Genomic DNA, 26,051 nt, shown 5'->3' on the forward strand with positions numbered 1-26,051 from the left:
GAGGTAAAAGACTATGAAAAAGAAGACAAATGTATTTCTCGCAGCACTGATGTGCGCCGCCCTCCTGGCAGGCTGCGGCGGCTCTGACACAGGTTCCGGCAGCGGCTCTTCAAAAGATGCGTCCGAAGACAAACCCTCTGCCGCGAAAGCAGATTACTCCATGGAGGAGACCGTAGTGGCCGACAACGACTACTACACCATCACCGCCCTCGGGGCAGAGGCCGGTGAGGACGGAGAGTGCATCATGGAATTCGAGTTTACCAACAAGACCGGATACGATCTGGCACTGGATATTTCTTCCTACAACTCCTACATCAACCGGTGCTATCTGGAATTCGGCTATGTCCACTGGGACGAGGAGGAAAGCGATATCTGCTATGCGGACGAAAACAGCACCTACGCAGGGATGATAGAAGCGGCCGGAGATGATACGGATTTCCCCATCGGGATCGGGGCCCCGGCCGGGGGAAGCGGAACCGGCAAATGCATCTTCCCGCTGCCTGACGGCGTTTCCGCTGCAGAGGAGCTCATCTTTACCCCTGAAATCAAGCCCCAGCATTCTGATGAAGACCCCAGCGAGCCAAACGCCACGAACCCCATTGCCTACGAAGAGATCCAGGCCATGAACCCGGAGCAGGAGTACACGGTCTATCCCACCGGCCTGACCGCCGACACAGTGGAGTTCCCCTCCTACGAGCCGGGCGAGGGCGAGCAGGTCGTGGCGGAGACAGAACAGTTTATCTACGTCATCGGCGATCTTGAGGAGGACGAGGACGGCAATTTCACACTTCACACCTATTTTGAAAACAGGTCCGCTGAACCCTTGAGCTACAATTGGGATAACATATCCGTCAACGGCTACACTTCAGAAGACATGTATGTAAACGATGCCGCACATGATCTTCCGGCCGGGCGGCATACCCAGGGCGAACTCTCTTTCCGTCCGGATGCAGAGAAAACATACGGGCTTGCCGAGGGCGAGGCCCTGGAGGAGCTCTCCTTCACCTTGCATGTCCTGCACTGGGTGGAGGCCGACGGTTACGGAAGCTATCAGGATCTCTACAATGACACATTCACCTGTTCCTTCGGAAAATAACAGTAGACAGGCGCAGAAAGATCCCGCCGGGGCATTGCCCCGGCAGGATCTTCTTATTCCTCTGTATAAAACAGCTGTCTGGGACTCTTTGGCTTATCCGGCATACTCATCCGGATCTTTCCCTGCTCTACCAGCGGCATAACATATTTCTGGATCGCATAGGACGTAGAGTGTAATCCCAGGAACGTGCTGAGTTCCTTTTTTGTGCGGGGTGTCCGGCAATAGAGGAGCAGACTGCGCTGCCGTTCCTCTTCATCGCCCTCCCTATGCTCACCGGTCATGTACCGTTCCCCTTTCTTCCGAAAGCAGACCTTAAAACTGCCCCTCTCATCTATAAATTCCGGCTGCGGCAGTCCGTAGCGCTCCATCTCCCTTCGGATTGTCGGTATACCGGAGTAGCGGTTCTCCGTAACATCCAACACTTCCAGCGCCATAGCCAGCACAGGATTTCTTGTATCCGGCTGCACTTTCCCGAGCTGATCTACCCGGATCCTGCCGTAGATCCCACCCGGATTTCTGATCTCCATCCGGTCCTCAAAGAGCAGAAGCTGGATCGGCATGGCTTCCGTATGCATACTGTAATCCCTGTGTACCAGCGCGTTCAGCACAGCCTCCCTGACGGCAGTCAGCGGATAGTCCGTCCGGTCAGCCCTCTTTCCTGTATCAGGATCAATAATTGTCCTGTGACGCATATTCCGCCGCACAAACTGAAGAGCCTCTTCCAGCATCTGGGGAATGTTTCCCTCTATCCTCTCATTATCCGCAAATCTCTCTCCCTGCTCTCCGACATCTCCCACTTGCGTTCCGGGAACTACAGAGGCTATGATCCCATACCCGGGAAAAAAAGCCTGAGGATAAGGACTGAACAGCATGACTGTGCTCAAAGTCAGGCTGCCGTCTTTTGTCACACTCATCAATTCGCTTACCGTCTCGTCTGAAAGACCGGCAAGGTTCGGCTTCCCCTCCTTGAGTTTTCCGAAACGCCTCATAACTGTAGATCTCATATTCCGTCATATGCTCATCGCTGTCTCCGGCCCGGATGTAGGAACCTTTGATCCGCCCGACGCCTTTATAGTAACAGGGTCTCTCTGCAAGATCCACGGCAGGGATCTCAGCCGCCACAAAGCTTTTCCCGTCTTTTTCCAAAACAGTAAAAAGCGGTCTCACCACCGGATCCATCTGCAGGCACTGATTGTTCACCTGCTTTTGCAGATCCTGCGGGTCATAAACGCCCACTTCACGGAATTCCTGTTTTTCATCTACGCCGAATACGATCACGCCTCCATCGTCCTGATTGGAGAATCCGGAAAGCGTATCAAACAGTTTTTTCGGACATCCGTCTGCGGCTGCTTTGATCTCCATCGTCTGGGTTTCTGTTTTCTGTTTTTGTATGAGATTTAAAATATCTTTAAATTCTTCTGTTGTCATTTTAAATTCCACCTCTTATTTTAGATTTTACAATGCTTTTTTAAATTATTCAACAGAATTTAAAATATATAACGCGAATTTAAAATCGAATCTCAAATTTCAAATTCCACTTTCAGATTCCCCGCACAGCCCTGTCTTCAGATCAGGCCTCCGGATACTCGTTGCAGAGCAGCCGGTACGGTTCCTCGTCCTCCTCGATCGCCGGAAAACGCCCCACGTTCTCATAGAACCGGTTGTCCGTATTGTCGTCATTGCACATGGACACCTCTCCGAGAAGGACGGGGCCGCTCCCCTCCTCCACATCAAAGTCGTGGTAGAGATAGGGCGTGATCGTGATGGACTCTCCCGGGCAGAGCCGGATCTGCGTGCCTGCGGGCACCGTGTACGCATGCCCGTCGCAGTGCACCGTCACCGGCGTGTCCGCAAAGTCCTCTGTTTCATCAGAGTTGTAGACGCGGATCAGCACATTGCCGCCGCCCCGGTTGATGATGTCCTCCATCTTGTTCCAGTGAAAGTGCATGGGGGAATGCTGGCCTTCTTTGATGTACAGGAGCTTCTCCGCGTAGGGCTTCGGGTATCTTCCGTCATGCACGTTCCCGTTGCGGATCGTGATCAGGGAAAAACCCACCTTATCAAAATCCCCCATCCCGTAGTCCGTGATGTCCCATCCAAGACCGTTGTCCCGGACTTCGTCGTAGTCATGGCCTTTCGTCTCCCACTCCTGCGGCGTAAAGTGGCAGAAGGGCGGGAGGGAGATCCGGTACTCGCGGATCATGGCCTCCATCTCTTTCAATGCTCTGTTTATCTCCGATCTCTTCATGCTTCTTCCTCCTCAAATCGTTGTATTTCTTTTGCAAGATCCTGCATGATATCTGTTTCTCCTGCCTCAAGGATTTCTTCCACCTGATCCGGGCGCGATGCCGCCGCCACGGGGATCACCTGGAAGGATCTGCCAAGGAGGGACAGCAGGGTCAGGCTGTGCATGGATATCCCCGTCTCTTTTTTGATCTCCAGGAACCGCTCGTATATTGCCAGATTCCTCCGGTTCAGATACGCGTCCCTCACAGACTGCGGGATGAGGGACAGCTCCCCCTCCCGCACAACAGCGCCGCCTTTCGCCTGAACGCCCGCTCTTTCCAGGCGTGAGAAAAAGCCCTGGGCCCCGGACGAGAACGGGATCAGCGGTATGCCGGTCTTTTCATGCCATCTTTGATACGCCGCGTCCGTTATGACCAGTGTGCGGTCCTGGTTCAGGTTTTTCCCCGGATTGACGGACGCGATGCTCCACTGGTTCGACACTGCCGAAAATCCCTGTATCCCGTTTTCCCTGGCGTAGCGGACCGCCTCATCCATCCGCTCCCGCGGGAAATTGGACGCCCCGTAGAACCGGATCTTTCCTTCTTGTTTTAATTCTTCCATAAATCCGATGATCTCTGAAACAGGCAGATCCGGATTATCCCTGTGCAGCCAGTACAGATCGATCCGCTCCAGTCCCAATGTGCGGAGACTGTCTTCCAGATCTTTGCGCACGTCCGCCTCCGTCACTCTGGAAATCTGCGGGCGGCTGAGATCATAATGCCCTCCTTTTGTAGCGACGACTACTTTACCAGACGCCTTCCTGTCCCGCAGCCACCGGCCGATGTACTGCTCACTGGAATTTCCCCGTCCCGGCACCCAGCGGCAGTATACGTTCGCCGTGTCAATAAAGCAGCCGCCGCCGTCCACGAAGCAGTCAAGCAGCAGGCGCGCCTGCTTATCATCTGTCTTTTCGCCGAATCCGCCCGTCCCCAGGCAGATCCGTCCGACCTCCAGATCTGTTCCCGCTAATGTTTGCTTCTTCACCTTCTCTCCTCCATCCAGCTCCAAATATATTCGTACACCTGCTGCCGGTCCTGCTCATTGAGCACCTCGTGCCGGTCGTTCTCACAGAGCTTCAGGCTCACGTCCTTTATCCCTGCGTCCCGGTACATCCGGTATACCTTCTCCACGTCCTTTCCGAACCCGCCCACCGGGTCCTGGGCGCCGGAGATAAAGAGCACCGGCAGGGTCCGGGGCACCTTGAGGGCCGCCTTCCTGCCTGCGATCTGCTTCATCCCCTCAAACATCTGAAAGTAGCCGTTGACGGTAAAAGTAAAACTGCACAGCGGGTCCCCCTCATACTTTTCCCGCATCTCAAGATCCGAGGTAACCCAGGCCCTGCTGCTCTCACAGGGTTCAAACTTCCGGTTATAGCCGCCAAGCCCCAGGCTGTCGATGAGGCGGCTCCGGTACCCCCATCCCTTCACTGCCGCAAAGAGCCTGCACAGGAGCTGGCCTGCCAGAAGGATGGGTTTTCCCTTGTAGCCGGTTCCCATGATGACAGCCCCGGCAAGCCCCCGGCCGTACCGGAGCAGATACTGCCGCAGCAGGAAGGATCCCATACTGTGCCCCAGCATAAAATAGGGAACGCCCGGGTACTTCTTCCCGGTACGTTCCCTCAGCGCATGGATGTCCCGGATTACGCACGCATTGCCGTCCGGCACATGGAAGAACCCGTATTTCTCTTCGGACGTTACGGATTTTCCATGTCCCAGATGGTCGTTTCCCGTGACATACCATCCTCTTTGTGCAAGCCAGGCGGCGAACGCGTCGTAGCGGTCTGCGTATTCCACCATGCCGTGGCTGATCTGGAGCACAGCCTTTACCTCCCCCTCCGGGATCCACTCCACTGCGTGGATATCTGTCTCGCCGTCAGCGGACGGGTAAAAGAACTCTCTCTTCATATGATGCTGCCTCCTAGCGGTCCTCCATTTTCACATAGTCTCTGTGCTGCGCAAGCGCTTTATACGCAGGACGGATGATCTTGTCTACATTCTTCAGCTCCTCCAGCCGGTGCGCGCTCCACCCGACGATGCGGGCCGCCGCGAAGATCGGCGTGTAGAGGGCCTGGGGAAGTCCCAGCATGCCGTACACGAGTCCGCTGTAGAAGTCCACGTTGGCGTTGACGCCCTTGTAGATCTTGCGCTTCTCGGCAATGATCTCCGGCGCCAGCCGCTCCACCAGATCGTAGAGGGCATACTCCTTCTCATAGCCCTTCTCCGATGCAAGCTGCTTCACGAACGATTTGAAAATGTCCGCACGGGGATCAGAGATGGAGTACACCGCGTGTCCCATGCCGTAGATAAGGCCCTTCTGATCGAAGGCCTTCTTGTCCAGCAGGTCGCACAGATAGCTGCGCACCGCGTCCTCATCCTCCCAGTCGGAGAGGTGCTGCTTCATATCCTCGAACATCTGCGTCACCTTGATGTTCGCGCCGCCGTGCTTCGGCCCCTTCAGGGAGGCCATGGCCGCCGCGATGGTGGAGTATGTATCAGTTCCGGAGGAAGTCACCACGTGGGTCGTGAACGTGGAGTTATTGCCGCCGCCGTGATCCATATGGAGCACGAGAGCCATATCCAGGATCTTCGCCTCCAGCTTCGTGTACTTCCGGTCCTCGCGGAGCATCATAAGGATGTTCTCCGCTGTGGACAGCTCCGGCTTGGGCGCGTAGATAAAGAGATCCTCGCCCATGCGGTAGTTGTATGCATGATAGCCGTACACCATCAGCATGGGGAACTGGCTGATCAGGTTCAGGCACTGGCGCAGCACGTTCGGGATCGATGTGTCGTCCGCCTTCGCGTCATAGGAATACAGGTTCAGGATCGATCTGGACAGGCTGTTCATCATATCGCGGCTTGGCGCTTTCATGATCACATCCCGCACGAAGTTGGGCGGCAGCGTCCTGCGCTCCACCAGCGTCTCGTGGAAATCCTGCAGCTCCTTCTCGTTCGGAAGTTCTCCGAACAGGAGCAGGTAGGTGATCTCCTCGAACCCGTAATGTCCCGCCTCCAGGAAGCCGTTCACCAGGTCCTTGATGTTGTAGCCCCTGTAGTACAGCCTGCCGTCGCAGGGAATCTCCTCCCCGTCCACCACCTTTTTGGCGATGATGTCAGAAATGTTCGTAAGTCCCGCAAGGACGCCCTTGCCGTTTAAGTCGCGCAGGCCGCGCTTTACTTCATATTTTGTGTAGAGCTCCTTGTCGATGGCCGTGTTCTTCTCACACAACTGTGCGAGATGCTCGATCTCAGGCGTGATCTCAAAAAGCGCCCTTGCTGCAGGATAATGTCTCTCCATACTCATACCCCTTTCTTCTTGTTCATTTTCTTTTACTTCTTGTGACAAATACTATTGCAAAGCTGCGCGAATTCTTCCAGCGTCAGGGTCTCCCCCCGGATCCCCGCGCCTTTCCCCAGCTCAGCTATGCTCTCCTCAATAACTTCCTTCGGCAGGTTCAGCCCCGCCGCGTTTTTCAGGCCGTTGGCCAGCGTCTTTCGCCTCTGGTTGAAGGACGCCCGGATGATGGCAAACAGGAGCTTCTCGTCCTCCACATGCACGGGCGGCTCCTTATGCACGGTCAGGCGGATGACCGCCGACCCCACTTTCGGCCTTGGCATGAAGCAGTTGGGCGGTACGTTGGCCACGATATAGGGATCCGCGTAATACTGGACCGCCAGGGACAGGGCGCCGTAGTCCTTCGTCCCGGGCCCCACCTGCATCCGGTCCGCCACCTCTTTCTGCACCATGACCGTGACGCTCTCCAGCGGCACATGGCTCTCAAAGAGCCCCATGATGATGGGCGTCGTGATATAGTAGGGCAGGTTGGCCACCACTTTCACCGGCCTGCCGCCGTTCTCCTCCTCCACAAGCTTCCTGATGTCCAGCTTGAGGATATCCTGGTTGATGATATGCACATTGTCGTATGCGCTGAGGGTATCTTCAAGAATGGGGATCAGCGACCCGTCGATCTCCACCGCCGCCACCTTCCCCGCAGCCGCAGCCAGATACTGCGTCATGGTTCCGATTCCCGGCCCCACCTCGATCACAAAATCGTCCTTTGTGATATGGGCCGCTGCAATGATCTTGTCGAGCACATGTGTGTCTATCAGAAAATTCTGTCCGTATTTCTTCTGAAAAGAGAAATTGTATTTCTTCAGTATCTCGATCGTGTTCTGGGGATTCCCCAGCGTAGGTACGGGCATCCGCACTCCTCCGTTCCTTCTGTGTTCTATCTGTCCAGCCGGTACAGCGTCCGGGCATTGCGCGCCGTGCACGCCACCACCTCGTCATAGGGCACATCCTTGATCCGTGCGATCTCGCGCGCCACATACACAAGGTTCAGGGAACTGTTCCGCTTCCCCCGGTTCGGCTCCGGCGCAAGATACGGGCAGTCCGTCTCCAGCACGATGGACGTAAGCGGGATCTCCGCCACCGTCTCCTTCAGCCTGCGCCCGTTCTTAAATGTAACGACGCCGCCCACGCCAATGTAGTACCCCATCTTCACGTACGCGCAGGCGATCTCCTTCGAGTAGGAAAAGCAGTGGATCACGCCGGGCAGGTCCCGGCCGTGCTCCCGCACGATCTCCAGCGTGTCCTCCGCCGCATCCCGGCTGTGGATGTTCACCGGGAGCGACAGCTCCCGGGCCAGCTCCATCTGCCGGATGAACCACTTCTTCTGCACATCCCTGGGCGACTCGTCCCAGTAGTAGTCCAGGCCGATCTCACCGACCGCGACCACCTTCTCCTGCCGGCACAGCTCCCGAAGCTGCGAAAAAGATTCCTCGTCCAGCTCCGCCGCGTGGTCCGGATGGACCCCGGCAGCCGCATACATAAAAGGGTATCTCCCGGCCAGGGCGACGGCCGCCCGGCTGGACGCAAGCGAGGCGCCCACGTTCACAACCGCATCCACGCTCCCCTCTTTCAGGGATCCGAGGAGCTCCTCCCGGTCTGCGTCAAACTGTTCATCATCATAATGCGCATGTGTATCAAAAATCATGATCGTATCTTCCAATTCCGTGTCTGGTCTAACCTAAGTAGCACAATTATACCACAATCCGGGCAGAAATCCTATTACGGGAAAATGAATTTTTTATTAAGGTTCAAAAAGGAGAAGAGGCCGTCCCCTTCTCCTTTGCTTTCTTTATCTAGCTGATCTGCGCCCCTGCCGGCATCTCCTTCTCCGGCGTCACAAGGGCCAGGTTGCCGTCCGCATCCTCCGCGCACAGCAGCATGCCCTCCGAGAGCACGCCTGCCAGCTTCGCGGGCTTCAAGTTCACAAGGACCATGACTTTCTTGCCCACCATTTCCTCCGGCGTATAGCTGGACCTGATGCCGGACACGATCTGCCTGATCTGGCTTCCCACGCGGACTTTGGAGCAGAGGAGCTTCCTGGACTTCTTCACTGCCTCGCACTCCAGGATCTCGCCCACCTGGAACTGCATCTTTCCAAATTCCTCGAAGGTGATCTCCGGCTTCGCCTCGATATCGATGACACCCGCCTCTTCCTCCGTCTCTTCCACAGCCGGGTGCAGCTCCTCCACCCGCTTCATGACTTCCTCCAGATCCAGCCTCTGGAAGAGGATCTCCGGCTTCTCCGTCACTTTGCCGTCCCCGAGCTGGGCGAGGATCTTCTCCGAAGTCTCCGGCATGAAGGGCTCCAGCGCCCGCGCGCCGGCCTTGATGCTCCCGATGAGATTGAAGAGAACGGTCTCCAGCCTGTCCCTCTTCGCCTCGTCCTTGGCGAGAGCCCAGGGCATGGTCTCATCAATGTACTTATTGCACCGCTTAAACAGCGTGAAGATCTCTGTGATCGCATCCGCCACCCGCAGGTCCGCCATCTTCTTCTCCACAGCCGCCGGCATGTTCCCGGTCACGGCCTTCAGGTCCGCGTCCACTTCCTCAGCCGCGCCCTTGTCCGTCACTGCGCCGCCGAAATATTTGTTTGTCATGGAGATAGTGCGGTTCACAAGATTGCCGAGCGTGTTGGCCAGATCGGAGTTCATCCGCTCCACCATCAGCTCCCAGGAGATCACACCGTCATTGTCAAAGGGCATCTCGTGCAGCACGAAGTAGCGCACCGCATCCACGCCGAAGAAGTCCACAAGCTCATCCGCATAGAGCACATTGCCCTTGGACTTGCTCATCTTGCCGTCCCCCTGCAGGAGCCACGGATGGCCGAACACCTGCCTGGGCAGCGGCAGTCCCAGAGCCATGAGGAAAATGGGCCAGTAGATGGTGTGGAATCTTATGATGTCCTTCCCGATCAGATGCAGGTCCGCCGGCCAGTTTTTCTGAAACTGCTCCGTGCTCTCCCCGCCGCAGTCATACCCGATGCCTGTGATGTAGTTGGTGAGCGCGTCCAGCCATACATACACCACGTGATCCGGGTCGAAATCCACCGGGATGCCCCATTTGAAGGAAGTCCTGGACACGCACAGATCCTGCAGTCCCGGGAGCAGGAAGTTGTTCATCATCTCGTTCTTCCTGGACACCGGCTGGATGAATTCCGGATGGGTGTTGATGTGCTCGATCAGCCGGTCCGCGTACTTGCTCATCTTGAAGAAGTATGCCTCCTCCTTCGCCGGCTGCACCTCCCGGCCGCAGTCCGGACATTTGCCGTCCACAAGCTGGGACTCTGTGAAAAAGGATTCGCAGGGCGTGCAGTACATGCCCTCGTAGTACCCTTTGTAGATATCGCCCTGGTCGTACAGCTTCTTAAAGATCTTCTGCACCTGCTTCTCATGATCCGCGTCCGTGGTGCGGATGAATTTGTCGTAGGATGTGTTCATCAGATCCCAGATCCTTTTGATCTCGCCCGCCACGCTGTCCACGAACTCCTTGGGCGTCACGCCTGCCTCCTCGGCCTTCAGCTCGATCTTCTGTCCGTGCTCGTCGGTTCCTGTCTGGAAGAACACGTCATAGCCCTGGCTCCTCTTGTACCGGGCGATGGCGTCCGCCAGCACGATCTCGTACGTGTTCCCGATATGGGGTTTTCCTGACGTGTACGCAATGGCTGTTGTGATATAGTACTTCTCTTTTTCCATTCTCTTCTCTCCTCTCCCAGGATGGCAGCCTGCCGCCTGCAAAAGCGGGCGTCCGCCCCATCTGATAAAAAAAGTCTCCCCTGACTTCCGCTCTTCGGAAATCAGAGAAGACGATCTGCCGTGTTACCACTTCTCCTTCACCCCTGTCTCGCGACAGAAGCCTCATCAGGTGCCGCACAGGCGCTTGCGCCCCGGCATCTTCCCGCTGTAGAGGGCGGTCCCTTCGCGCGCTTACCCCGGATCCGGCCGGACGCTCGCACGCGCCGCTCAGGAGCCATCTTCAGCCCGCTTCCGCCCGTTTCCTCTCAGCACAATGGAAACCTCTCTGTAAAGCTTTCCCGGACCTACTCTCTCCGTCCCTGCGTTCCTAATATGAAACACATCTTTTCAAATCGTAGCATAGGGGAGAAAAATTGTCAAGCAGCGGTACCGCGCCGCCCGCGTCTGTGATACAATGATCGCATATACGTGCAATCCAGCTTGTAAAGAAAGGAACGGTTTACCTATGCTGCATCTTATGTCTGTTTCCGGATTATCCGCCCTCTGCCGGTCGATCAGACTCCCGGAAGCCTGCGTCCGGCAGGTCCTTTCGCTGCGCGCGGACCCGTCTTTTGACCGCCTGCTCGAAAAAGCGCAGCCCCTGCTTGCAGACCTTCTTGTCCCCGCGTCCTGGGACAGGGCGCTGGCGCAGCTTGAGGCGCTGCTCGGCGGCGATCCCGCCGGCATGAAGATCCTGACGTGCATGCTGGCCGTCTGCGGAGAGACAAAAAGGACATATGAGAAACTGCAGATCCCGGAAGACATCTTTGCCGATACGATGGAGTGCTTTACCCGCTTTATACACGAACATACGGAAAGCTACGGGACCTGCGGGTTTGACCGGGCTTTCTGGACCATGCGCCAGCTCGCGGCCCGGCTCTTCCGTCTCGGCACCCTGGAGTTTGAACTCACAGAGGAAGACGGGCAGAAAGCCGTCCAGATCCACATTCCCTCGGACGCGGATCTTTCCGCCGGTGCGCGCCGCGATTCCTACCGCCGGGCCCGCCGGTTTCTCGCCCGGTTCTTCCCGGACTACTGCGGCGCCCCCTTCCTGTGCATCTCGTGGCTGCTCGCCCCCGGACTGCGGGCGTGTCTGCCGGAGGGTTCACGGATCCTCTCCTTCCAGGATGACTTTGAAGTGACGGGCATCTTCCCGGACCGGGATCAGTTCCTCACCTGGGTCTACAAGCGGCCGGACATCCCCCTTATGGATCTCCCGGAGGACACATCCCTGCAGAGGAATCTGAAGCAGTATCTGCTGCGGGGCGGAAAGATCGGGGAGGCCGCGGGACGTCTGCTATGTCCCTGAGCCTCAGCCGCCGGATACAGGTCTGGACAGATCTGATCATAGACGAAGAAGTCTTTAAAAATCCCCCTTCTGCAGATCACCACGTGACATACCGACTTTCTGTAGTAAAAGAAGATAAGCCTTGAAAGCCGGTTCGGGATATGCTATATTGATACTAGAAAAAGGGAAAGCCAGAAACACACGGCCTACCCCCAAATAATTACGATAACTGTTTTACACAGCCGTTCACTATTGGCAGTAGTGGGCGGCTACTTCTTTTCCTTGAAGATCTCATAACAAAGACCAACAAGAGCGACAATGAATATCATCAACTGGATTAAATCCGAGTATGTAATGTTCATCGGCATCGCCCTCCTTTCTTTCGTCTGGAGGGTTTGCCCCTCCGATAAATGGAGGGTAGGCCGCCTTTATGCGCTCTGACTTTCCGTGCAGATAGTATAGCACATCTAGCTAAGTCAGGCAATTTATTTTATGTCTATTATTCCCGATTATTTTCAATCTCTCCGGCTGGAATGATCCGCTCCACAAGAACAGTAAACCCTGCCCCGTATATATTTTTTGTTCAAATATCATTTTGGCGTGAATTTGGCTTAACCATTGATTTCTATTCCTTGTCATGCTATACTATCCCACGTTGCAGACCCGCATCAAACCGGGCCTGCCGCCAGTTCCCGGCGTTAAGGGAAGACAGAAAAGCCTTCCACCGGAAGCCTTTCCTGTCCGCTTAGGCGCGAGTGTTCGAGACCTTCCACTCGTAAAACAAAACTAAAGGAGAGAACTGAATATGAAGAACAAGAACGTAGCATTTCTGACCCAGGCGGCTATGATCGCCGCCATCTATGTGGTGCTGACCTACCTCTTCGCACCCATCTCCTTCGGGGAGATCCAGGTGCGGATCGCGGAGGCGCTGACCATCCTGCCGCTCTTTACGCCGGCCGCCATCCCGGGGCTTTTCGTGGGATGCCTGCTGGGGAATATCGCGGGCGGCGCGCTTCTTCCGGATATTGTCTTCGGAAGCCTGGCCACCCTGACCGGCGCCATTTTCACCTGGCTCCTGCGCGGCCGCAGGCCCGTCCTGGGGACACTGCCGCCGGTCATCGCCAACGTGCTCATCGTGCCGTTTGTGCTGAAGATCGCCTACGGCGTGAATCTGCCGCTCCCCTTCCTGATGCTGACCATCGGGATCGGCGAGGTTGTGTCCTGCACCGTGCTGGGACTGGTCGTATACTGTGCGCTGAACCGCTACCGGGGCATGATCTTCCCGAAGACAGCCGCTCTGTAGGAAGCCCGGCGCCAAATGCTCATTCGATACAGATATGTGAAAAGGGGACATCCTCTGCAGGCACTGCCTGCGGGATGTCCCCTTTTGCGTATGGCTGACTGTCTTTTCTCTCTATTCCAGCGCGCTGATAAACGTCCGCCCGCTTCCGGCCAGCATGGCGTCCATCTGTTCCAGGGACACGGCCGTCCGGTTCCCGGAGGCCACGTCCACGTAGGTCACATAGTTCTGGTCATACCCGACAAGGATCACGGAGCCGCCGTCTCCTGTCAGGCCTACCACCGGCATATTTTTATTCACGATATAGAGCATCTCCTCCGTCGTGCAGCCGGTCAGATCCAGCGTCTGCCCGCCAAGCACCTCCCGGACCGCATCCACGGCGGACGCGCCCCCCGAAAGTTTCTCCCGCAGTGCGCTGACCGCATCGTCCCTGCCGTTCAGGGCATAGGTGAGATACCGGTTGCCCCTCTCCCAGATGTACTTCTGCCCGCCGGAGACCGCCACGCCGCTCACTTCCTCGGCCCGGAGGACGGCGTCGCCGGCCCTGTCATATATGCCCTGCAGCTTTCCTGTGCCGTACACATAGTAGATCTCTTTCGGGGACGTCTCCTCAAAAGCCACCTGGGCAGGCTGCTCGTAGATCACCTGCTTGGGACGGAGCACCTTGGGATTCCGGTCCGCGATCCCGTCCGCAAACGTGAGCCGCATCTGGGTCTCTTTTAAATCCGTCACATAGGATTCCAGGAAAATGTTGCTCTCCTTCTTCTCCTCGTTGCTGGTGATCTGACTTGCCGCGATCTGGCTGTAGGAGCCGCCGCTCTTCACCACCCGGTCCAGGTTGATCATCCCGTCCGCCACCTCGGCGCCAAGGACAAGCTCCGTGTCGGACTCATAGGTCCTCTCCACCTGGTCCGCGCCGCTTAAGATCTCCACCTTGTACATGGGATACACCGCGCCTCCGGAGATGGTGCTCCCCGCATCCCCCTGCCTGGACATACCGCACACGAAATCCGTATTGATAAAGCCAAGGGGGCGGATGGACGCGCCGTCGTCCGCGGACACTTCATAGTTCTCCCCGCTCTCCAGATCCATCACGGTCACCCGGGACGCCTCGCAGAGGGAGCCGTCCGTCTGCCATGCCGCCAGATGCCCGTCCTCAGACGTCACGTACTGTCCCTCCTCCAGTTCTTCAGCCAGGACTGTCTGCTCTTCCTTTTTCATATCAATCTCATAGAGGGTGCCGCCCGCCAGCACATAGAGCCTGTCCTGCCCGGCGCTGTAGTAGACGAGCCGGCCCAGCTCATCCTCCGCCACGGCCGCGGATTTATTGCTGGGGATGAACGCCTTCTCGTCCACGTTGTTCTGCTCCGCCGCATAGTAGTAGATGGCGGCGCCCACCTCGCCTTCGTGGAAACCCCGGTTCATGTAGCCGCAGACCGCGAAGGTGACATTGCCGCCGTCGTCCATGGCGATCAGCCGGATCCCGTGCTCAGCCGTGAGGTCCCGGATATCCTTACCCTCCGCGCTGCGAAAGCTGAACAGGAGGGAGATCTCGTCCCGGTCCTGGTCGTAATACCACAGTTCATTTGCCTGGACAAAGGCTACGCGGGTCCCGTCGCCGCTGACAAGATAGGGCACATCCGGATTCGTGATGCCAAGAAGGATCCCCTTCTCACTCATCACCGTATGGGCGGGATCAAAGATCTGCTCCATCGTCCGGTCGTAGTCGAGAAGATACATAGTGCCGGATGTATTCCGCACCCGGAAGAACTCCCGCACCGTGTACAGATCCTGCTCGTTCTCCTCCCCGGCGCACAGCACCTCATACTCGAGAAGCACGGATGTGTACGTGCTGTTGGACTCTGTGATCGTCCACCGCTCCGTCCCCTTTATCTGGGGCGCAAGGTCCCCCCAGGACACATGGTCGTAGTCCGAGTGGATGGTCAGATGGTGAAAGCCGGTCTCCTCGCCGGCCGGCTCCAGCGCCGCGCCTACGCCTACGTTCTCCACCTTGCCCATGGCGTTCATATGGTAATCAGAAACGTACTTCAGGCACTCGGCCAGGGAAAACTGCGCGCCGTCGGCAACCCGTGTATAGTAGCGGATCTCCTGCCCGTCCACGTCCAGGGTCAGAAGAAGAAGCCGCTCCTGCGTCAGAAGGCTGCCGTCAAGAGACAGGATCTCCGTCTCCTTCGGATCCTCCACCGTCTCCGCCGCCAACTGCTCCCCGCCGTCCAGGGTGCACACCGCGTACTCCAGAGAGCGGACCTTCGCGTCATAGGTCTGGATATGGAGCTCCAGCTGCTGGTTCTGCACCGGCGTGATGCTGTCCCGCATGGTCGCGGCGTCCATGTCCCCGGTATACCCCTCCAGGTTGTTTACGGCATACCCCTCGCAGACAAACGACAGGGAGGGAAGCGTGGCGCTCCCGAGATCTGCCGTCATATTGTTATTTCCTCTGTTTGTGATATAGCTGAACACAAAGACCGCCACGATGAACACGGCGGTCAGAATGCCCGCATGGATCAAGCGTCTCTTCATCTGTCCTCCAGCAGCCTTCCAAGCGTGGGATCCACGTGCAGGGCCTCCTCACAGGCCTTGAGCTTCCCGGCTGCCTCCTCCTTCTTCTCCCCTTTTCCGGTCTTCACGGCCCGGATCAGGATGTTCTTGGGCGTGTGCTCCATGTCGATAAATTCCAGGATCTGGGTCTCGTAGCCTTCCAGCTCCAGATACCGGGCCCGCAGGGCGTCCGTCACCAGAGCGGCCACCCGCTCTTTGATAAGTCCGTATCCGAGCACGGGCTCCAGCACATCATTTTGGATCTGCCGGTTCAGCTCATGCTGACAGCATGGCACGGACAGGATCACCTTCGCGTCCCAGCCCACCGCTTTGGCCAGGGCATAGTCCGTGGCCGTATCGCAGGCGTGGAGCGTCACTACCATGTCCACCCGGTCCACCCCTGTGTAGTCGGCGATATCTCCCTCCAGGAACTTCAGTTTCGTATAGCCGTATGCCTCGCCAAGCCTGCTGCAGCGGCGGATCACATCCGCCTTCAGATCCAGGCCGATGATGCGGATATCCAGCCCTCTCATCTCGTGGAGATAGTAGTACATGGCAAAAGTGAGGTAGGATTTCCCGCATCCGAAGTCCAGGATGGTGAGCTCCCGGCCGTCCTTTGCGCGGTCTGCGAGCCTTGGCAGGATATCCTCGATAAACTCCAGGAAGCGGTTGATCTGCCGGAATTTGTCAAACCTGGCGTGCACGACCTTCCCCTCCGGCGTCATGACGCCCAGATCCACAAGGAACGGCACCGGCGTGCCCTCCTCCAGGATGTACCTCTTCTGCCGGTTGTGGGACAGATCCGCCTCCTTCGCAGGCTCCTTCCTCGCCTTCTTCTTCACGGTGACCTTCCCCTTCTTGCTCACGAGCGCCGTGATCTGCGCGCTCCTTGTCTCCATCTGGAGCTGCTTCATCTCCTCCATGCAGGCGAGCAGCGCCGCGCATGCCTCCTGCGGGGGGAGGTTCCTGTGAAACGCCTGGTTCCCCTTAAATTCCTCCAACTGAAAGAAAAGTGTGCCCTTCTTCAAGAGGGGACGCACCTTCACCTTGACCGCGCCCCCCTTGGTCCTCGGACTGCTCAGGGTGGCGGCTATAAAATCTGTATTTAAATTTTCTTCAAACAGTGTTTTCAAATTTTCCATAGCCATATTATAGCGCAAGATGGAACATACGTAAATGGGAGCCGGATTTTTTCAGAAAATCCCGGCTCCCCGCACTGTCTTTCTTCTTCTATTCTTCCGAGTCAGTCTTTCTCACCTGGGGAAAGGTGATCGTCACTTTAAAGAGATCGCCGTCCAGGTAGATCTCGAAGGTGCCGCCCTGCATCTCGGCCAGGGATTTGGCGATGGACAGTCCCAGCCCGCTCCCCTCCGTGCTGCGGGAGACATCCCCCCGGATAAACCGCTCCGTCAGTTCATCGGCGCTGATGTTGAGGGGCTGCTGTGAGACATTCTTCAGGCTGAAGACCACCCGGGTCCCGTCCGCCGTCAGGTCCGCGTAGACGCGGGTCCCCTCCATGGCGTACTTGGCCGCATTGTTGTAGATGTTCTCCAGCACCCGCCACATGCGCCGCCCGTCCACGTGGATGACCGCCCCGCCCTCCGGCAGGCTCAGCACCTCCGTCAGATGCCGGGCGCTGAATTTCTCCGCGAACTCGCCGCTCGTCTGCTGGATCATCTCCGCCAGATCGATGTTCATGTACTCCAGGGTGATGTTGCCGGAGCTTACCTTGGACGCTTCCACCACATCCTCCGTCAGGTTCTTCAGCCGCTGCGCCTTGGCCTCCAGCACCTCAATGTAGCCGCGGATCTTCGGGTCCGCGAAGTTCTCCCGCTTCAAAAGATCCACATAGTTGATGATGGATGTAAGGGGCGTCTTGATGTCATGGGACACATTGGTGATCAGGTCCGTCTTCAGGCGCTCGTTCTTCATGCTGGCCGCCACAGCCGCATCCAGCCCCTCCCCGATGGTGTTGATCTTCTCCGCGATATCCCGCTGGCCGCCCTTAAGCCCGTCCAGGGGGATCTTGTAGTCCACCTCGCCGGAGGCAATCCTCCCGATCCCTCTTCCCAGCCTGTTCCGGCCGATGGCCTGGTGCACCATGTACACCGCCGCCAGAATGTCCACGGCAAACATGAGGAGCACGAACAGGGAGCTGCCGTCTGACAGCAGGACAAGGAAGTGGAGGAACAGGATGCCCAAAAATGCCAGCACGACCCGCCACACCTCGCCGATATGCCGGATCACCCGGCGGACGAAGCCGCACAGCCACTTGAGGACGCTGTTCTTCCAGAGCGTCCGGCCTTTGATCCTGCGCACCAGGCTTAAGTACCCCACCATGAACATGGCGCAGCTTACGACCGCGACCGCTGACACGACAACTACGTCCCACACGTTCACCCGGAACACACCCCCATAGTAGTAGGACGGATCCCCGTGGTAGACCACGCCGGTAAACGGCCCGTATATATTCAGCAGCAGGAAGACGGAACCAAACCAGATGCCTGCGGTCAGGACCGCCGCCAGCTCCGTCCGGATCCGGTCAAAGAAGTTCAGGTGCAGCTCCTCATCCCGGTTCCTGCGCCCCGCCACGGCTGTGAGCCACACGAGGATGGCCAGGATCCCGATGAGGGAGGCGATGCCCGCCGCCACCATTCCCCGGATCGAGGGGGCGTATGTCTCATACATCTCATTCTGGCTGTAGTAGACGTCCTGCACAGGGTAATCCGTATCCACGCTCACGGCGAACACGAAGTCCTCTCCCGCCGGGCCGAGCTGCTGTGCCGCATGGCGCCACTCGTCGCCGCCCGGGCCGCTCAGGCTGCTTACATAGTCCGCAAGCCTGGGCCGCACCACGGCAAAGGCGTCCGTGCTCTCCAGCGCCGTGATACTGTCTTCCAGCCTGTCATAGTCCCGGAACTCCTCCCGGTTCGTGTAGATGCGGCCTCCCGCCGTGTCCGCGTACAGGTAAGAGAGGTTCGTATTGCCCTCCCCCCAGGCATCGGCGGCCGCCTCGTAATTCTCCCATTTATCCGTCATCATGCTGAGGGCCGTGGAGATCTGGCCAAAGGCCTCGTTCAGGCGGCCGTTCCAGTCCGGATCGCTGTTCACGATGTCGAGGATGGAGTCCGCCCCGTCCGGCGCGCAGCACTCCTCCAGCCACCAGCCGTCATAGTTCCAGACCGTGCGGTAGATCACCTGGTTCTCCCCGTCCACCACGGTCCCTGCGCTGTCCCCCTGGTAGAGGTTCCCGTCCCGCAGGTACGCCAGGATCTCCTCCGAGGAGAGCTCTGCGTCCGGGTCTGTCATGAAGGCCAGCTCCCCGGCTTCGATCCGCTCCCTGAGATCCCCGTAGTAATAGTAGTCGTAGCTGCCGTCCGGTTTCTGGCAGACAATGATGGGATCCGGCGCCGCCCCCGACCGCTCATACACCATGTCGTTGGAGGCCAGCTCCCCGTTCTCCAGCTTCTTTCCCCAGTCCAGCAGATCTCTCACCGTGTAGGCGAGCCCGGAGCTGTTCTCTCCGGTGATGCGTCCGTTCGCACAGATCTCTTCGATATCAACCAGTTTATTTTCATCCAGCTTCCCGTCCGTCTCCAGATCGTCCTTGTCGGAGATGGCCCGCAGGATATCCTGGGCATCCCAGTACACCTGCTGCCCGAACCCCTCGGACCTGTCATAGGCAGCCGCCTGCTTCCCGGAGACAATGTCTCCCGCAAGCCCCGGATAGGCGGCCATCCAGATGAGGCTCACCGTCACAAGGACCACCAGCGCGTGCTGCACAAGGAGCAGGATCCCCTTGACGGGCGCTGCTCTGTACCATTTATTCATAAGTCCTCCTTATCTAAATCTTCTCCACCTTGTAGCCCACGCCCCAGACTACCTTCAGGTACCTGGGATCCTTCGGGTTGATCTCGATCTTCTCGCGGATATGCCGGATATGCACCGCCACTGTATTGTCCGCGCCGATGGCATCCTCGTTCCATATGCTCTCGTAGATCTGTTCAATGGAGAAGACTTTCCCCTGATTTTTTACAAGCAGAAGCAGTATGTTGTACTCGATGGGCGTCAGCTTCACCGGCTCCCCGTCCACCGTCACTTCCTTCAGATCATCGTTGATGGACAGCCCGCCGGTCGTGTACACCGCCGCGCCGATCTCCTTCACCGTGCTCCCGAGCCGGGTGTATCTGCGAAGCTGGGACTTCACCCTGGCCACCAGCTCCAGCGGGTTGAAGGGCTTCGTCACATAGTCGTCCGCCCCCACGTTGAGACCCAGGATCTTATCCGCATCCTCGGACTTTGCGGAGAGGATGATAATGGGGATGTTGTTCTCCTCCCGGATCTTCAGCGTCGCCCGGATCCCGTCCAGGCGGGGCATCATGACGTCGATCACCAGAAGATCCACATCCTCTTCCCGCAGCACCTTCAGCGCCTCCTGCCCGTCGTAGGCCTTCAGCACACGGTACCCCTCCTGTGTCAGATATATATCGATTGCTTCCACGATCTCCTTGTCGTCGTCGCATACCAGTATGTTTGCCATCTTCTATCACCTCCCTTACATATTACAAGAATAGCAGGGATTTTTTAAGAGGCAGTTGGGGAATTTCTTAAGAAATTATGAAATCACCGGGGCCGGTTCAGCCCCTTCCTGCGGATCATTTCCGCAATGTCATACATGGCTGTGTTCAGGTCCACATCCCCGGCGATCCCGTTCACCCGCCCCCGCTGGCTGTACTGCCAGATGGCCGCGCCGCTGATCCCCGGCTCCTTTGCATACCTGGCGAACCAGAGGGCGTACCTGCTTTTAAGCCGGTCGTCAAACATCCGCTCCAGGAAATCCAGGTTGCTGTAGTACATGGCGAAATAGCCGAGGTCCTCTATGCGGCCGCAGAAATCCTCCACGATCCGGGTGGCCAGCTCTCTCGTGACCGTCACACCCTTTGTGGCCGCGTACCGGACCGAGTCCTCCTCAAAGTCAATGCACACCGGGTACGCCAGGTCGTATTCCTCCACCGTCTCAAAGCACTGCTGCGCCTCATCGGCCGCCATCTGCGGCGTATAGGCATAGGAGAACCAGTAGACGCCAAAGGGGATGCCGCATCTTGTGCACCCTTCCGCATTTTTCCGGAACTGCACGTCGATGCTGCCCGTGCCGAACCCGGCCCGGAGCATGGCAAACTCCACGCCGCTGCGCTTTACCTCCCCCCAGTCTATATTCCCCTGAAAACGGCTCACATCGATCCCGAAAGCCCCCATCGCCGCACCGCCTCCGTCTGTGTTGTCATGATCAGTATATTCCGCCGGCTGCAAATGGTTATTCCTGCGTCTTCTTTTATCGGCAAATGTCGAATATTGTCGTATATAATTAGAACATGGCCGCTTTCCAATAAGATAGCATATGGAGTTCTGTCTGGCAGGAAGGGAGTTATAGTTATCGCTGAAATGAATGATATCCAGTACCTAGTGCGTTCTCTTGGGATCGGAGCCACCTACCGGGGATACCGGTATCTGGTCATGGCTGTTTCGCTTTGCCTGGAAGACGAAGATTACCTGCTCGGTATCAGCAAACTGTTATATCCTAAGATCGCGGAATTGTGTCATACGAGCGCCGGCAGTGTGGAGCGCGATCTGCGGACTGTCGTAAATGTCTGCTGGGAGAGGGGGAACAAGGGCCTTCTGCAGGAGATTTCCCCCTGCCCGCTGTCCGGCAGACCCACGACAGGCGAATTCGTCGACATCCTGACCTGCCATCTGAGATGACAGAAGCGTAACAGCCAGAGAACTTTCTCCCTCCTCCCTTCCTGCTTTTCTTTCCCGGCTTTGCCTTCACGCGGTTTTTTTCTGTTTTTGCTTGCATTTCACAGGCTTCTATGCTAATATATAATCCGTTCGCGGGTGTAGTTCAATGGTAGAACACCAGCCTTCCAAGCTGGATACGTGGGTTCGATTCCCATCACCCGCTTGCTTTTTTCAAAAAAGATGGTATACTGGAACTATGCAGATATAGTCTATCGGTATGACGCTAGCTTCCCAAGCTGGAAAGGCGGGTTCGACTCCCGTTATCTGCTTTTGGAAACAGCAGGAGCGAGATCAGCTCCTGCTGTTTTGTTCAAAATATCATCTTGCTTTTCCTGCTTTTCGTGCTATAATGAAGAGTAATAAATAGCGCGAATATTTGCGTTATTTGTCTTATTTTCAATTCTAAAGACACAGATAATAAAAACTTAAGGTTCTGTTAAGAAACTTTCTGATTTTTTTAGAGACTGCTCATATTTTAGACACATTCCCTGCCTATAATAACATACAGATAGTTGATAGACAGTCAACTATCTCCCCCTCATAAAGTAGACACTGCGGCGGAAGCTTGGGTGTCGCACTTTACTCTCATTCCTTTAGATAACTATAACAACAACGAAGACCCGTTAGCCGGAAGGTTAACGGGTTTTCGCATTTCCATTTTCTTTTTTACAGGATATCGATCTTCAGCACCCGGTCCACGGCAATCCCCGGCAGATACCGGTACGCGTGGGAACCGGACTCAAACAGCAGGTACATCGTCCCGCCGTCCATGCAGATCTGCTCCAGCATATAGGGCAGATGGATGTTTTCCAAAGCCATCTGGTTCGTAAAATCCCGGATCCCGTCGGATACCTGATAGGCTGCCAGTCTGGAGGGCATGATCCCGGTCGAATAGGACAGGAAAAGGATATCTCCAAGGAACGTCATCCCCTGCGCAAAGCGGGAGATCTTCAGGTCTTCCTCCGCAGCCACCCCGCGCCGCGCCCGCGCGCCGCCCGTGTCAAGGGGCACATTGCGGATGTTTCCGTCGTCCTGCACTTCGTACTTTTTGATCACGCTGTTTTCTTTTGTTGAGTAATACCCGACATAGAGGAAGGACTGATGATATGTCATAAAGGAGCTTCTCGGAATGTCCAGTATGTTGTTTACATGAAGGAAGCTCACAGGCTCCCAGTTCTCCGCAAAGTCATAGGCCTCCAGGTCCTCCATCGCCAGGGCGTTCACCTGGGCGATCCCGTTCCTGCTGCCGCACACCCACAGATTGTTGTTCTGCTCATCGTAGGCGATGCTCCCCACATGCGCCTTGCTTGGAAGCACGATCTCCTTGATAAAGTCATGGGTCTCCTTGTCCAGCATAAAGATCACGGAATTATGTTTCTTCGTATGGCAGTAGGCGCTGATGAACAGGTATTTCTCCGACACCGCGATGCCCTGCGGCGTCATGCCGGTACACATGGCCCGCTCCCCCGCGCCGTTGTCCGTCAGCGTTCTGGCCGCTTCCAGCCCGGGGATCGCGTATGTGCCGCTGTCCGGCTCATCCGCATGGGCCAGCACCGCCTCCTCATAGAGTCCCCGGTAGGGCTCCAGCCGCTCTTTAAACTCGTCCAGGGTGTAGATGGCGCTCTCGGTGCTCGTGGTGACTGCGTCCGTCTCCGGCTCCACTGTCCCCACGTAGCCGAAGATCACCCCGATATAGCCTCCCACGGCTGCCACGATGGCGAGGCAGACTGCGGCGGCCCTGCGCCTCCATCTGCCCTTTTTCTTCACTTTTTTCCCTTCCTTTTTTCTCATCGCCTGCTCTGCCTTTCCTAACTGGGATTATTATAACTCATTTTGGGCGGATTTTTCACAATTCTGCAAAAATTGCTTTAGCCACACAGCTTCCTTCACAACCGAGCAACGCCAACCTCGATTTCGCTTCGCTTCATCTCGGTCGTGGCTCTCGCCACATAAGAACATGAGCCCGCAGCCATGGATATACAAGTATCTCCCGGCTGTGGGCTCATGTTCTTGCGTTGCTCGATTGCTGCACGAAAAAAACCGCCGACCCCGCGGCTCCATCGTCCGCAAAATCAGCGATTTTCAAGTGCGCGATCAGGGGTTCGAACCCTGGACACCCTGATTAAGAGACATTTCATCCATTATGCCAGTCCGTGCTCTTCCAGCCATACCATCCAGGTGTTCTTCCCTTCCTGCATTTTCCGTGCCCGCACAGTGAACTCCAGGATCGTAAGTCCTGTAAATACGAGGAACAGGATCAGCAGGAAAATGAGGCAGCCCCGGACACTTCCCCCGCCGCTTATGGCGCTGCGGAACGCTTTCACCGTATAGGTAAACGGTACCCAGCCGTGAAGATACGGCACAAATGATCCTGACAGTTCATAAGGGTATGTCCCCACGGAACCTGCCAGCTGGATCACCATGAAGATCAGCATCAGGAAGCTTCCAACGCGCCCCAGCAGGCTGGTGAAGAAGTACATCACCGACATGAATGCAAGGGACGCCACGCACGCTGTCAGGACTGTCTTTCCCATTTCCACAGGTATAAAACCATCGAATATATGCAGTGCGCCGATCATAACTACTGCCTGGAGCACTGCCGTCAGATAGAGCACGGACGCCTTGCTGATCCACCAGCGGAAACCGGATTTCATCTGCCCGGCATAACTGGTCAGCGGATACATCAGACTGAACGCGATACAGCCGACCCACAAGCCTACGGACATCATATACGGCGCCATAGCATGGCCGTTGTCGGCCACCTCCGTAATCTGTGTCTCTTCCGCATCTATCGGTGCGGCAAACATATCCGCCGCCTGATCCGATGTGTTCGTCTCCAGGATCTGCTCCGCTCCGCTTCCCAGTTCCTTTGACAGCGTCTCCGCGCCTTCCGAAACCTGCCTGATCCCATCGCCTAGTTCTCCGCTGCCGTCAGCGAGTTGTCCCGCACCGCTGCTGATCTGGCCGGCTCCATCTGTTAGTTTCGCCGCGCCTTCCGTCAACGATTTGCTGTTCGAGGTAAGCTGCCCGGTTCCGGAGGCAAGCGTATCCGTTCCATCTTTCAGCTTCGCGCTTCCCTGTGCCAGCTCTCCCAGACCGCTGTCCAGATCCGCAGCTCCTTTCCGGAGCGCCGATGTTCCCTGCTTCTGAAGCTGATCCGCCCCTGATGCGGCATTGGAAATTCCACCCGCCAGCGCCGGCGCCTGTTCCGCCAATGCGGAAGTGCCGGTCTGAAGCCGCCCTATCCCGTTCTTAAGGGAATCTGCACCACTCTGTACCGCGGAAATGCCGTTCTGAAGATCCGGGATCTCCGCTGCAATCTGCGCGCTCCCGTCCGCCGCTTCATCGACACCGTATGTGTAGGCGGAAACACTTGCAGAAAATGTGTCCGCCTGCTGCTGAACTGCCGCGATCTGTGCCCGCACTTCCTCCGGCACGCCTTCCTCTCCGGCGAGTGCCGAAAGCGCCTGACTGATCCCGGCCGCCCCGTCGCGCAGCGACTGGGAACTGGAAGCAGCAGACTGCAGGCCGGAACTAAGCGCATCAGCACCGGTCTTCAGGCCGGCCGCCCCGTCAGACAGAGATGCAATCCCGTCCGAGAGCTGTTGCGCGCTGTCACCTAATGAAGCCGCGCCGTCATTCAGCGCATCCGCCGCATCGGGAAGGGCCGACGCCTCCGCATTCAGTTCGGACAGTCCGGCATTGAGCATAGTCATGTTATCATCTACATCCGCCGCGCCAGCTGCCAGATCAGAACCTCCTTTCTGCGCACCATTTACACCACTGTCCAGTGCATTTGCACCGCTTTGCAGCTCTTCTGCCCCTGCTGCAACCGCACTGGCTCCGTCTGTATACCGGCCAATCCCCACTTCCAGCTCCCGGCTTCCGTCCACAAATACTAAGGCACTGTCTGAAAGGGCCTGCAGATTGTCGGTAATCGTCTGATTTCCGTCGGCCAGCCGATCCGTTCCGGTTTTCAGTTCACCCGAACCATCCGCCGCTTCCTGCATTCCGTCACCCAATTCCGCAAGCCTGCCGAACAGAACTTCTGTATACGTTTTTGTAACCTCTTCCCGTACCGAGCTCTCCAGTTCTTTCATCGCCGTCTCGCTCATCTTGGACGCGATGTAGTTCGTTCCCGGATTCGTTTCATAAGCCAGCGTCATCTTCTCCGGATGCGCGTCTGTCAGCGTTGAGGCATGAGCCGAAAAGTCCTCCGGTATGGTGATAACCATATAGTACGTGCCGTCCTCAAGGCCCTTCCGCGCCTCCGTCTCTGACGGAAACTGAAAGTCCAGAGAATCGTTCTTTTTCAGTTCCTCCATCAACGTTCCGCCAATATCCAGCTTCTGATCTTCATAGGTGACCGGCACGTCATGGTTGATGACCGCCACCGGAAGTTTATCGATATTCCCGTATGGATCCCACATGGATCCAAGGAAAAGTGTGGTATAGATTGTCGGGATCGCGATGACCGCTACTGTAACAATCAGTAAAATCTTATTTTTGAACAGCCTGTGCCATTCCTGTCTCAGCATTGTCTACTGTCCCCTTTCTTTTTGCAACATTAATTCTATTAATAGATATCGTGTTGATTTTTTAAGCATCCTGAATTATAGTAAAATCATAAAAAAGATACAACCA

Annotated in this window: 20 protein-coding genes and 2 tRNA genes; 6 read left to right on the top strand and 16 right to left on the bottom strand. The window is 56.8% G+C overall.

The window, feature by feature from the left end:
• Nucleotides 1-13: 13 nt before the first annotated feature.
• Nucleotides 14-1,096 (top strand): hypothetical protein, encoded by a 1,083-nt coding sequence (locus H6A20_RS07930; RefSeq protein ID WP_204906603.1) that lies wholly within the window; start codon nt 14-16, stop codon nt 1,094-1,096.
• 53 nt (nt 1,097-1,149) lie between these two features.
• On the opposite strand, the gene H6A20_RS13890 is transcribed toward H6A20_RS07930, so the two are convergent.
• From H6A20_RS13890 to metG, 9 genes are all read right to left on the bottom strand, one after another.
• Nucleotides 1,150-1,893: an ATP-binding protein gene (locus tag H6A20_RS13890; RefSeq protein ID WP_338106640.1), complete on the bottom strand. Its 744-nt coding sequence runs from the start codon at nt 1,891-1,893 to the stop codon at nt 1,150-1,152.
• Nucleotides 1,853-2,524, bottom strand: a complete 672-nt coding sequence (locus tag H6A20_RS13570; protein WP_243426171.1) for an AlbA family DNA-binding domain-containing protein — start codon at nt 2,522-2,524, stop codon at nt 1,853-1,855. Before H6A20_RS13570 ends, H6A20_RS13890 begins: the two co-directional genes overlap by 41 nt.
• 142 nt (nt 2,525-2,666) lie before the next feature.
• Nucleotides 2,667-3,344 (bottom strand): D-lyxose/D-mannose family sugar isomerase, encoded by a 678-nt coding sequence (locus H6A20_RS07940; RefSeq protein WP_204906604.1) that lies wholly within the window; start codon nt 3,342-3,344, stop codon nt 2,667-2,669.
• Nucleotides 3,341-4,366 (bottom strand): aldo/keto reductase, encoded by a 1,026-nt coding sequence (locus tag H6A20_RS07945; protein ID WP_204906605.1) that lies wholly within the window; start codon nt 4,364-4,366, stop codon nt 3,341-3,343. Before H6A20_RS07945 ends, H6A20_RS07940 begins: the two co-directional genes overlap by 4 nt.
• On the bottom strand, nt 4,363-5,286 hold the full coding sequence (locus H6A20_RS07950) for an alpha/beta fold hydrolase (RefSeq protein ID WP_204906606.1): 924 nt from the start codon (nt 5,284-5,286) through the stop codon (nt 4,363-4,365). Before H6A20_RS07950 ends, H6A20_RS07945 begins: the two co-directional genes overlap by 4 nt.
• A 13-nt stretch (nt 5,287-5,299) precedes the next feature.
• On the bottom strand, nt 5,300-6,676 hold the full coding sequence (locus H6A20_RS07955; protein WP_243426173.1) for a citrate/2-methylcitrate synthase: 1,377 nt from the start codon (nt 6,674-6,676) through the stop codon (nt 5,300-5,302).
• 32 nt (nt 6,677-6,708) lie between these two features.
• Nucleotides 6,709-7,581, bottom strand: a complete 873-nt coding sequence (gene rsmA / locus H6A20_RS07960; protein WP_204906608.1) for a 16S rRNA (adenine(1518)-N(6)/adenine(1519)-N(6))-dimethyltransferase RsmA — start codon at nt 7,579-7,581, stop codon at nt 6,709-6,711.
• Between the two features lie 26 nt (nt 7,582-7,607).
• Nucleotides 7,608-8,375, bottom strand: a complete 768-nt coding sequence (locus tag H6A20_RS07965) for a TatD family hydrolase (protein WP_204906609.1) — start codon at nt 8,373-8,375, stop codon at nt 7,608-7,610.
• A 148-nt stretch (nt 8,376-8,523) separates the two neighbouring features.
• Entirely contained in the window at nt 8,524-10,422 is a 1,899-nt protein-coding gene (gene metG / locus H6A20_RS07970) for a methionine--tRNA ligase (protein WP_204906610.1), read from the bottom strand.
• A gap of 505 nt (nt 10,423-10,927) precedes the next feature.
• Between metG and H6A20_RS07975 the strand changes: the two genes are divergently transcribed.
• Together H6A20_RS07975 and H6A20_RS07980 are read left to right on the top strand one after the other, a co-directional pair.
• Nucleotides 10,928-11,770: an acyltransferase domain-containing protein gene (locus H6A20_RS07975; protein WP_204906611.1), complete on the top strand. Its 843-nt coding sequence runs from the start codon at nt 10,928-10,930 to the stop codon at nt 11,768-11,770.
• Nucleotides 11,771-12,554: 784 nt separating this feature from the next.
• The gene (locus tag H6A20_RS07980) at nt 12,555-13,052 is read left to right on the top strand and encodes a QueT transporter family protein (RefSeq protein WP_204906612.1); all 498 of its coding nucleotides are present in this window, start codon (nt 12,555-12,557) and stop codon (nt 13,050-13,052) included.
• Nucleotides 13,053-13,163: 111 nt separating this feature from the next.
• Here the strand turns inward: H6A20_RS07980 and H6A20_RS07985 are convergent, their stop codons facing one another.
• From H6A20_RS07985 to H6A20_RS08005, 5 genes are all read right to left on the bottom strand, one after another.
• Nucleotides 13,164-15,590 carry a hypothetical protein gene (locus tag H6A20_RS07985; protein ID WP_204906613.1) on the bottom strand — a complete coding sequence of 809 codons (2,427 nt, stop codon included), beginning with the start codon at nt 15,588-15,590 and terminating at the stop codon, nt 13,164-13,166.
• The gene (locus tag H6A20_RS07990) at nt 15,587-16,750 is read right to left on the bottom strand and encodes a class I SAM-dependent methyltransferase (protein ID WP_204906614.1); all 1,164 of its coding nucleotides are present in this window, start codon (nt 16,748-16,750) and stop codon (nt 15,587-15,589) included. Before H6A20_RS07990 ends, H6A20_RS07985 begins: the two co-directional genes overlap by 4 nt.
• Nucleotides 16,751-16,838: 88 nt before the next feature.
• Nucleotides 16,839-19,439 carry a sensor histidine kinase gene (locus tag H6A20_RS07995; protein ID WP_204906615.1) on the bottom strand — a complete coding sequence of 867 codons (2,601 nt, stop codon included), beginning with the start codon at nt 19,437-19,439 and terminating at the stop codon, nt 16,839-16,841.
• Between the two features lie 13 nt (nt 19,440-19,452).
• Nucleotides 19,453-20,148 (bottom strand): response regulator transcription factor, encoded by a 696-nt coding sequence (locus H6A20_RS08000; protein ID WP_204906616.1) that lies wholly within the window; start codon nt 20,146-20,148, stop codon nt 19,453-19,455.
• Between the two features lie 83 nt (nt 20,149-20,231).
• Entirely contained in the window at nt 20,232-20,918 is a 687-nt protein-coding gene (locus H6A20_RS08005) for a glycoside hydrolase family 25 protein (RefSeq protein WP_243426174.1), read from the bottom strand.
• 132 nt (nt 20,919-21,050) lie between these two features.
• Here H6A20_RS08005 and H6A20_RS08010 point away from each other — a divergent pair, with 132 nt between their 5' ends.
• The 3 genes from H6A20_RS08010 to H6A20_RS08020 all read left to right on the top strand — a co-directional run bounded on the left by H6A20_RS08010 (nt 21,051) and on the right by H6A20_RS08020 (nt 21,676).
• Nucleotides 21,051-21,368, top strand: a complete 318-nt coding sequence (locus H6A20_RS08010; protein ID WP_207750391.1) for a sporulation initiation factor Spo0A C-terminal domain-containing protein — start codon at nt 21,051-21,053, stop codon at nt 21,366-21,368.
• A 131-nt stretch (nt 21,369-21,499) separates the two neighbouring features.
• Nucleotides 21,500-21,570 (top strand) — tRNA-Gly (locus tag H6A20_RS08015).
• Between the two features lie 35 nt (nt 21,571-21,605).
• Nucleotides 21,606-21,676, top strand: a tRNA-Gly gene (locus tag H6A20_RS08020).
• 397 nt (nt 21,677-22,073) lie between these two features.
• On the opposite strand, the gene H6A20_RS08025 is transcribed toward H6A20_RS08020, so the two are convergent.
• Together H6A20_RS08025 and H6A20_RS08030 are read right to left on the bottom strand one after the other, a co-directional pair.
• Nucleotides 22,074-23,198 carry a YncE family protein gene (locus tag H6A20_RS08025; RefSeq protein WP_204906618.1) on the bottom strand — a complete coding sequence of 375 codons (1,125 nt, stop codon included), beginning with the start codon at nt 23,196-23,198 and terminating at the stop codon, nt 22,074-22,076.
• Nucleotides 23,199-23,548: 350 nt separating this feature from the next.
• Nucleotides 23,549-25,945 (bottom strand): YhgE/Pip domain-containing protein, encoded by a 2,397-nt coding sequence (locus H6A20_RS08030; protein ID WP_204906619.1) that lies wholly within the window; start codon nt 25,943-25,945, stop codon nt 23,549-23,551.
• Nucleotides 25,946-26,051: the final 106 nt, after the last annotated feature.

The sequence above is a fragment of the Mordavella massiliensis genome (genome assembly GCF_016901695.1).
In the GTDB taxonomy this organism is placed as follows: domain Bacteria; phylum Bacillota; class Clostridia; order Lachnospirales; family Lachnospiraceae; genus Claveliimonas; species Claveliimonas massiliensis_A.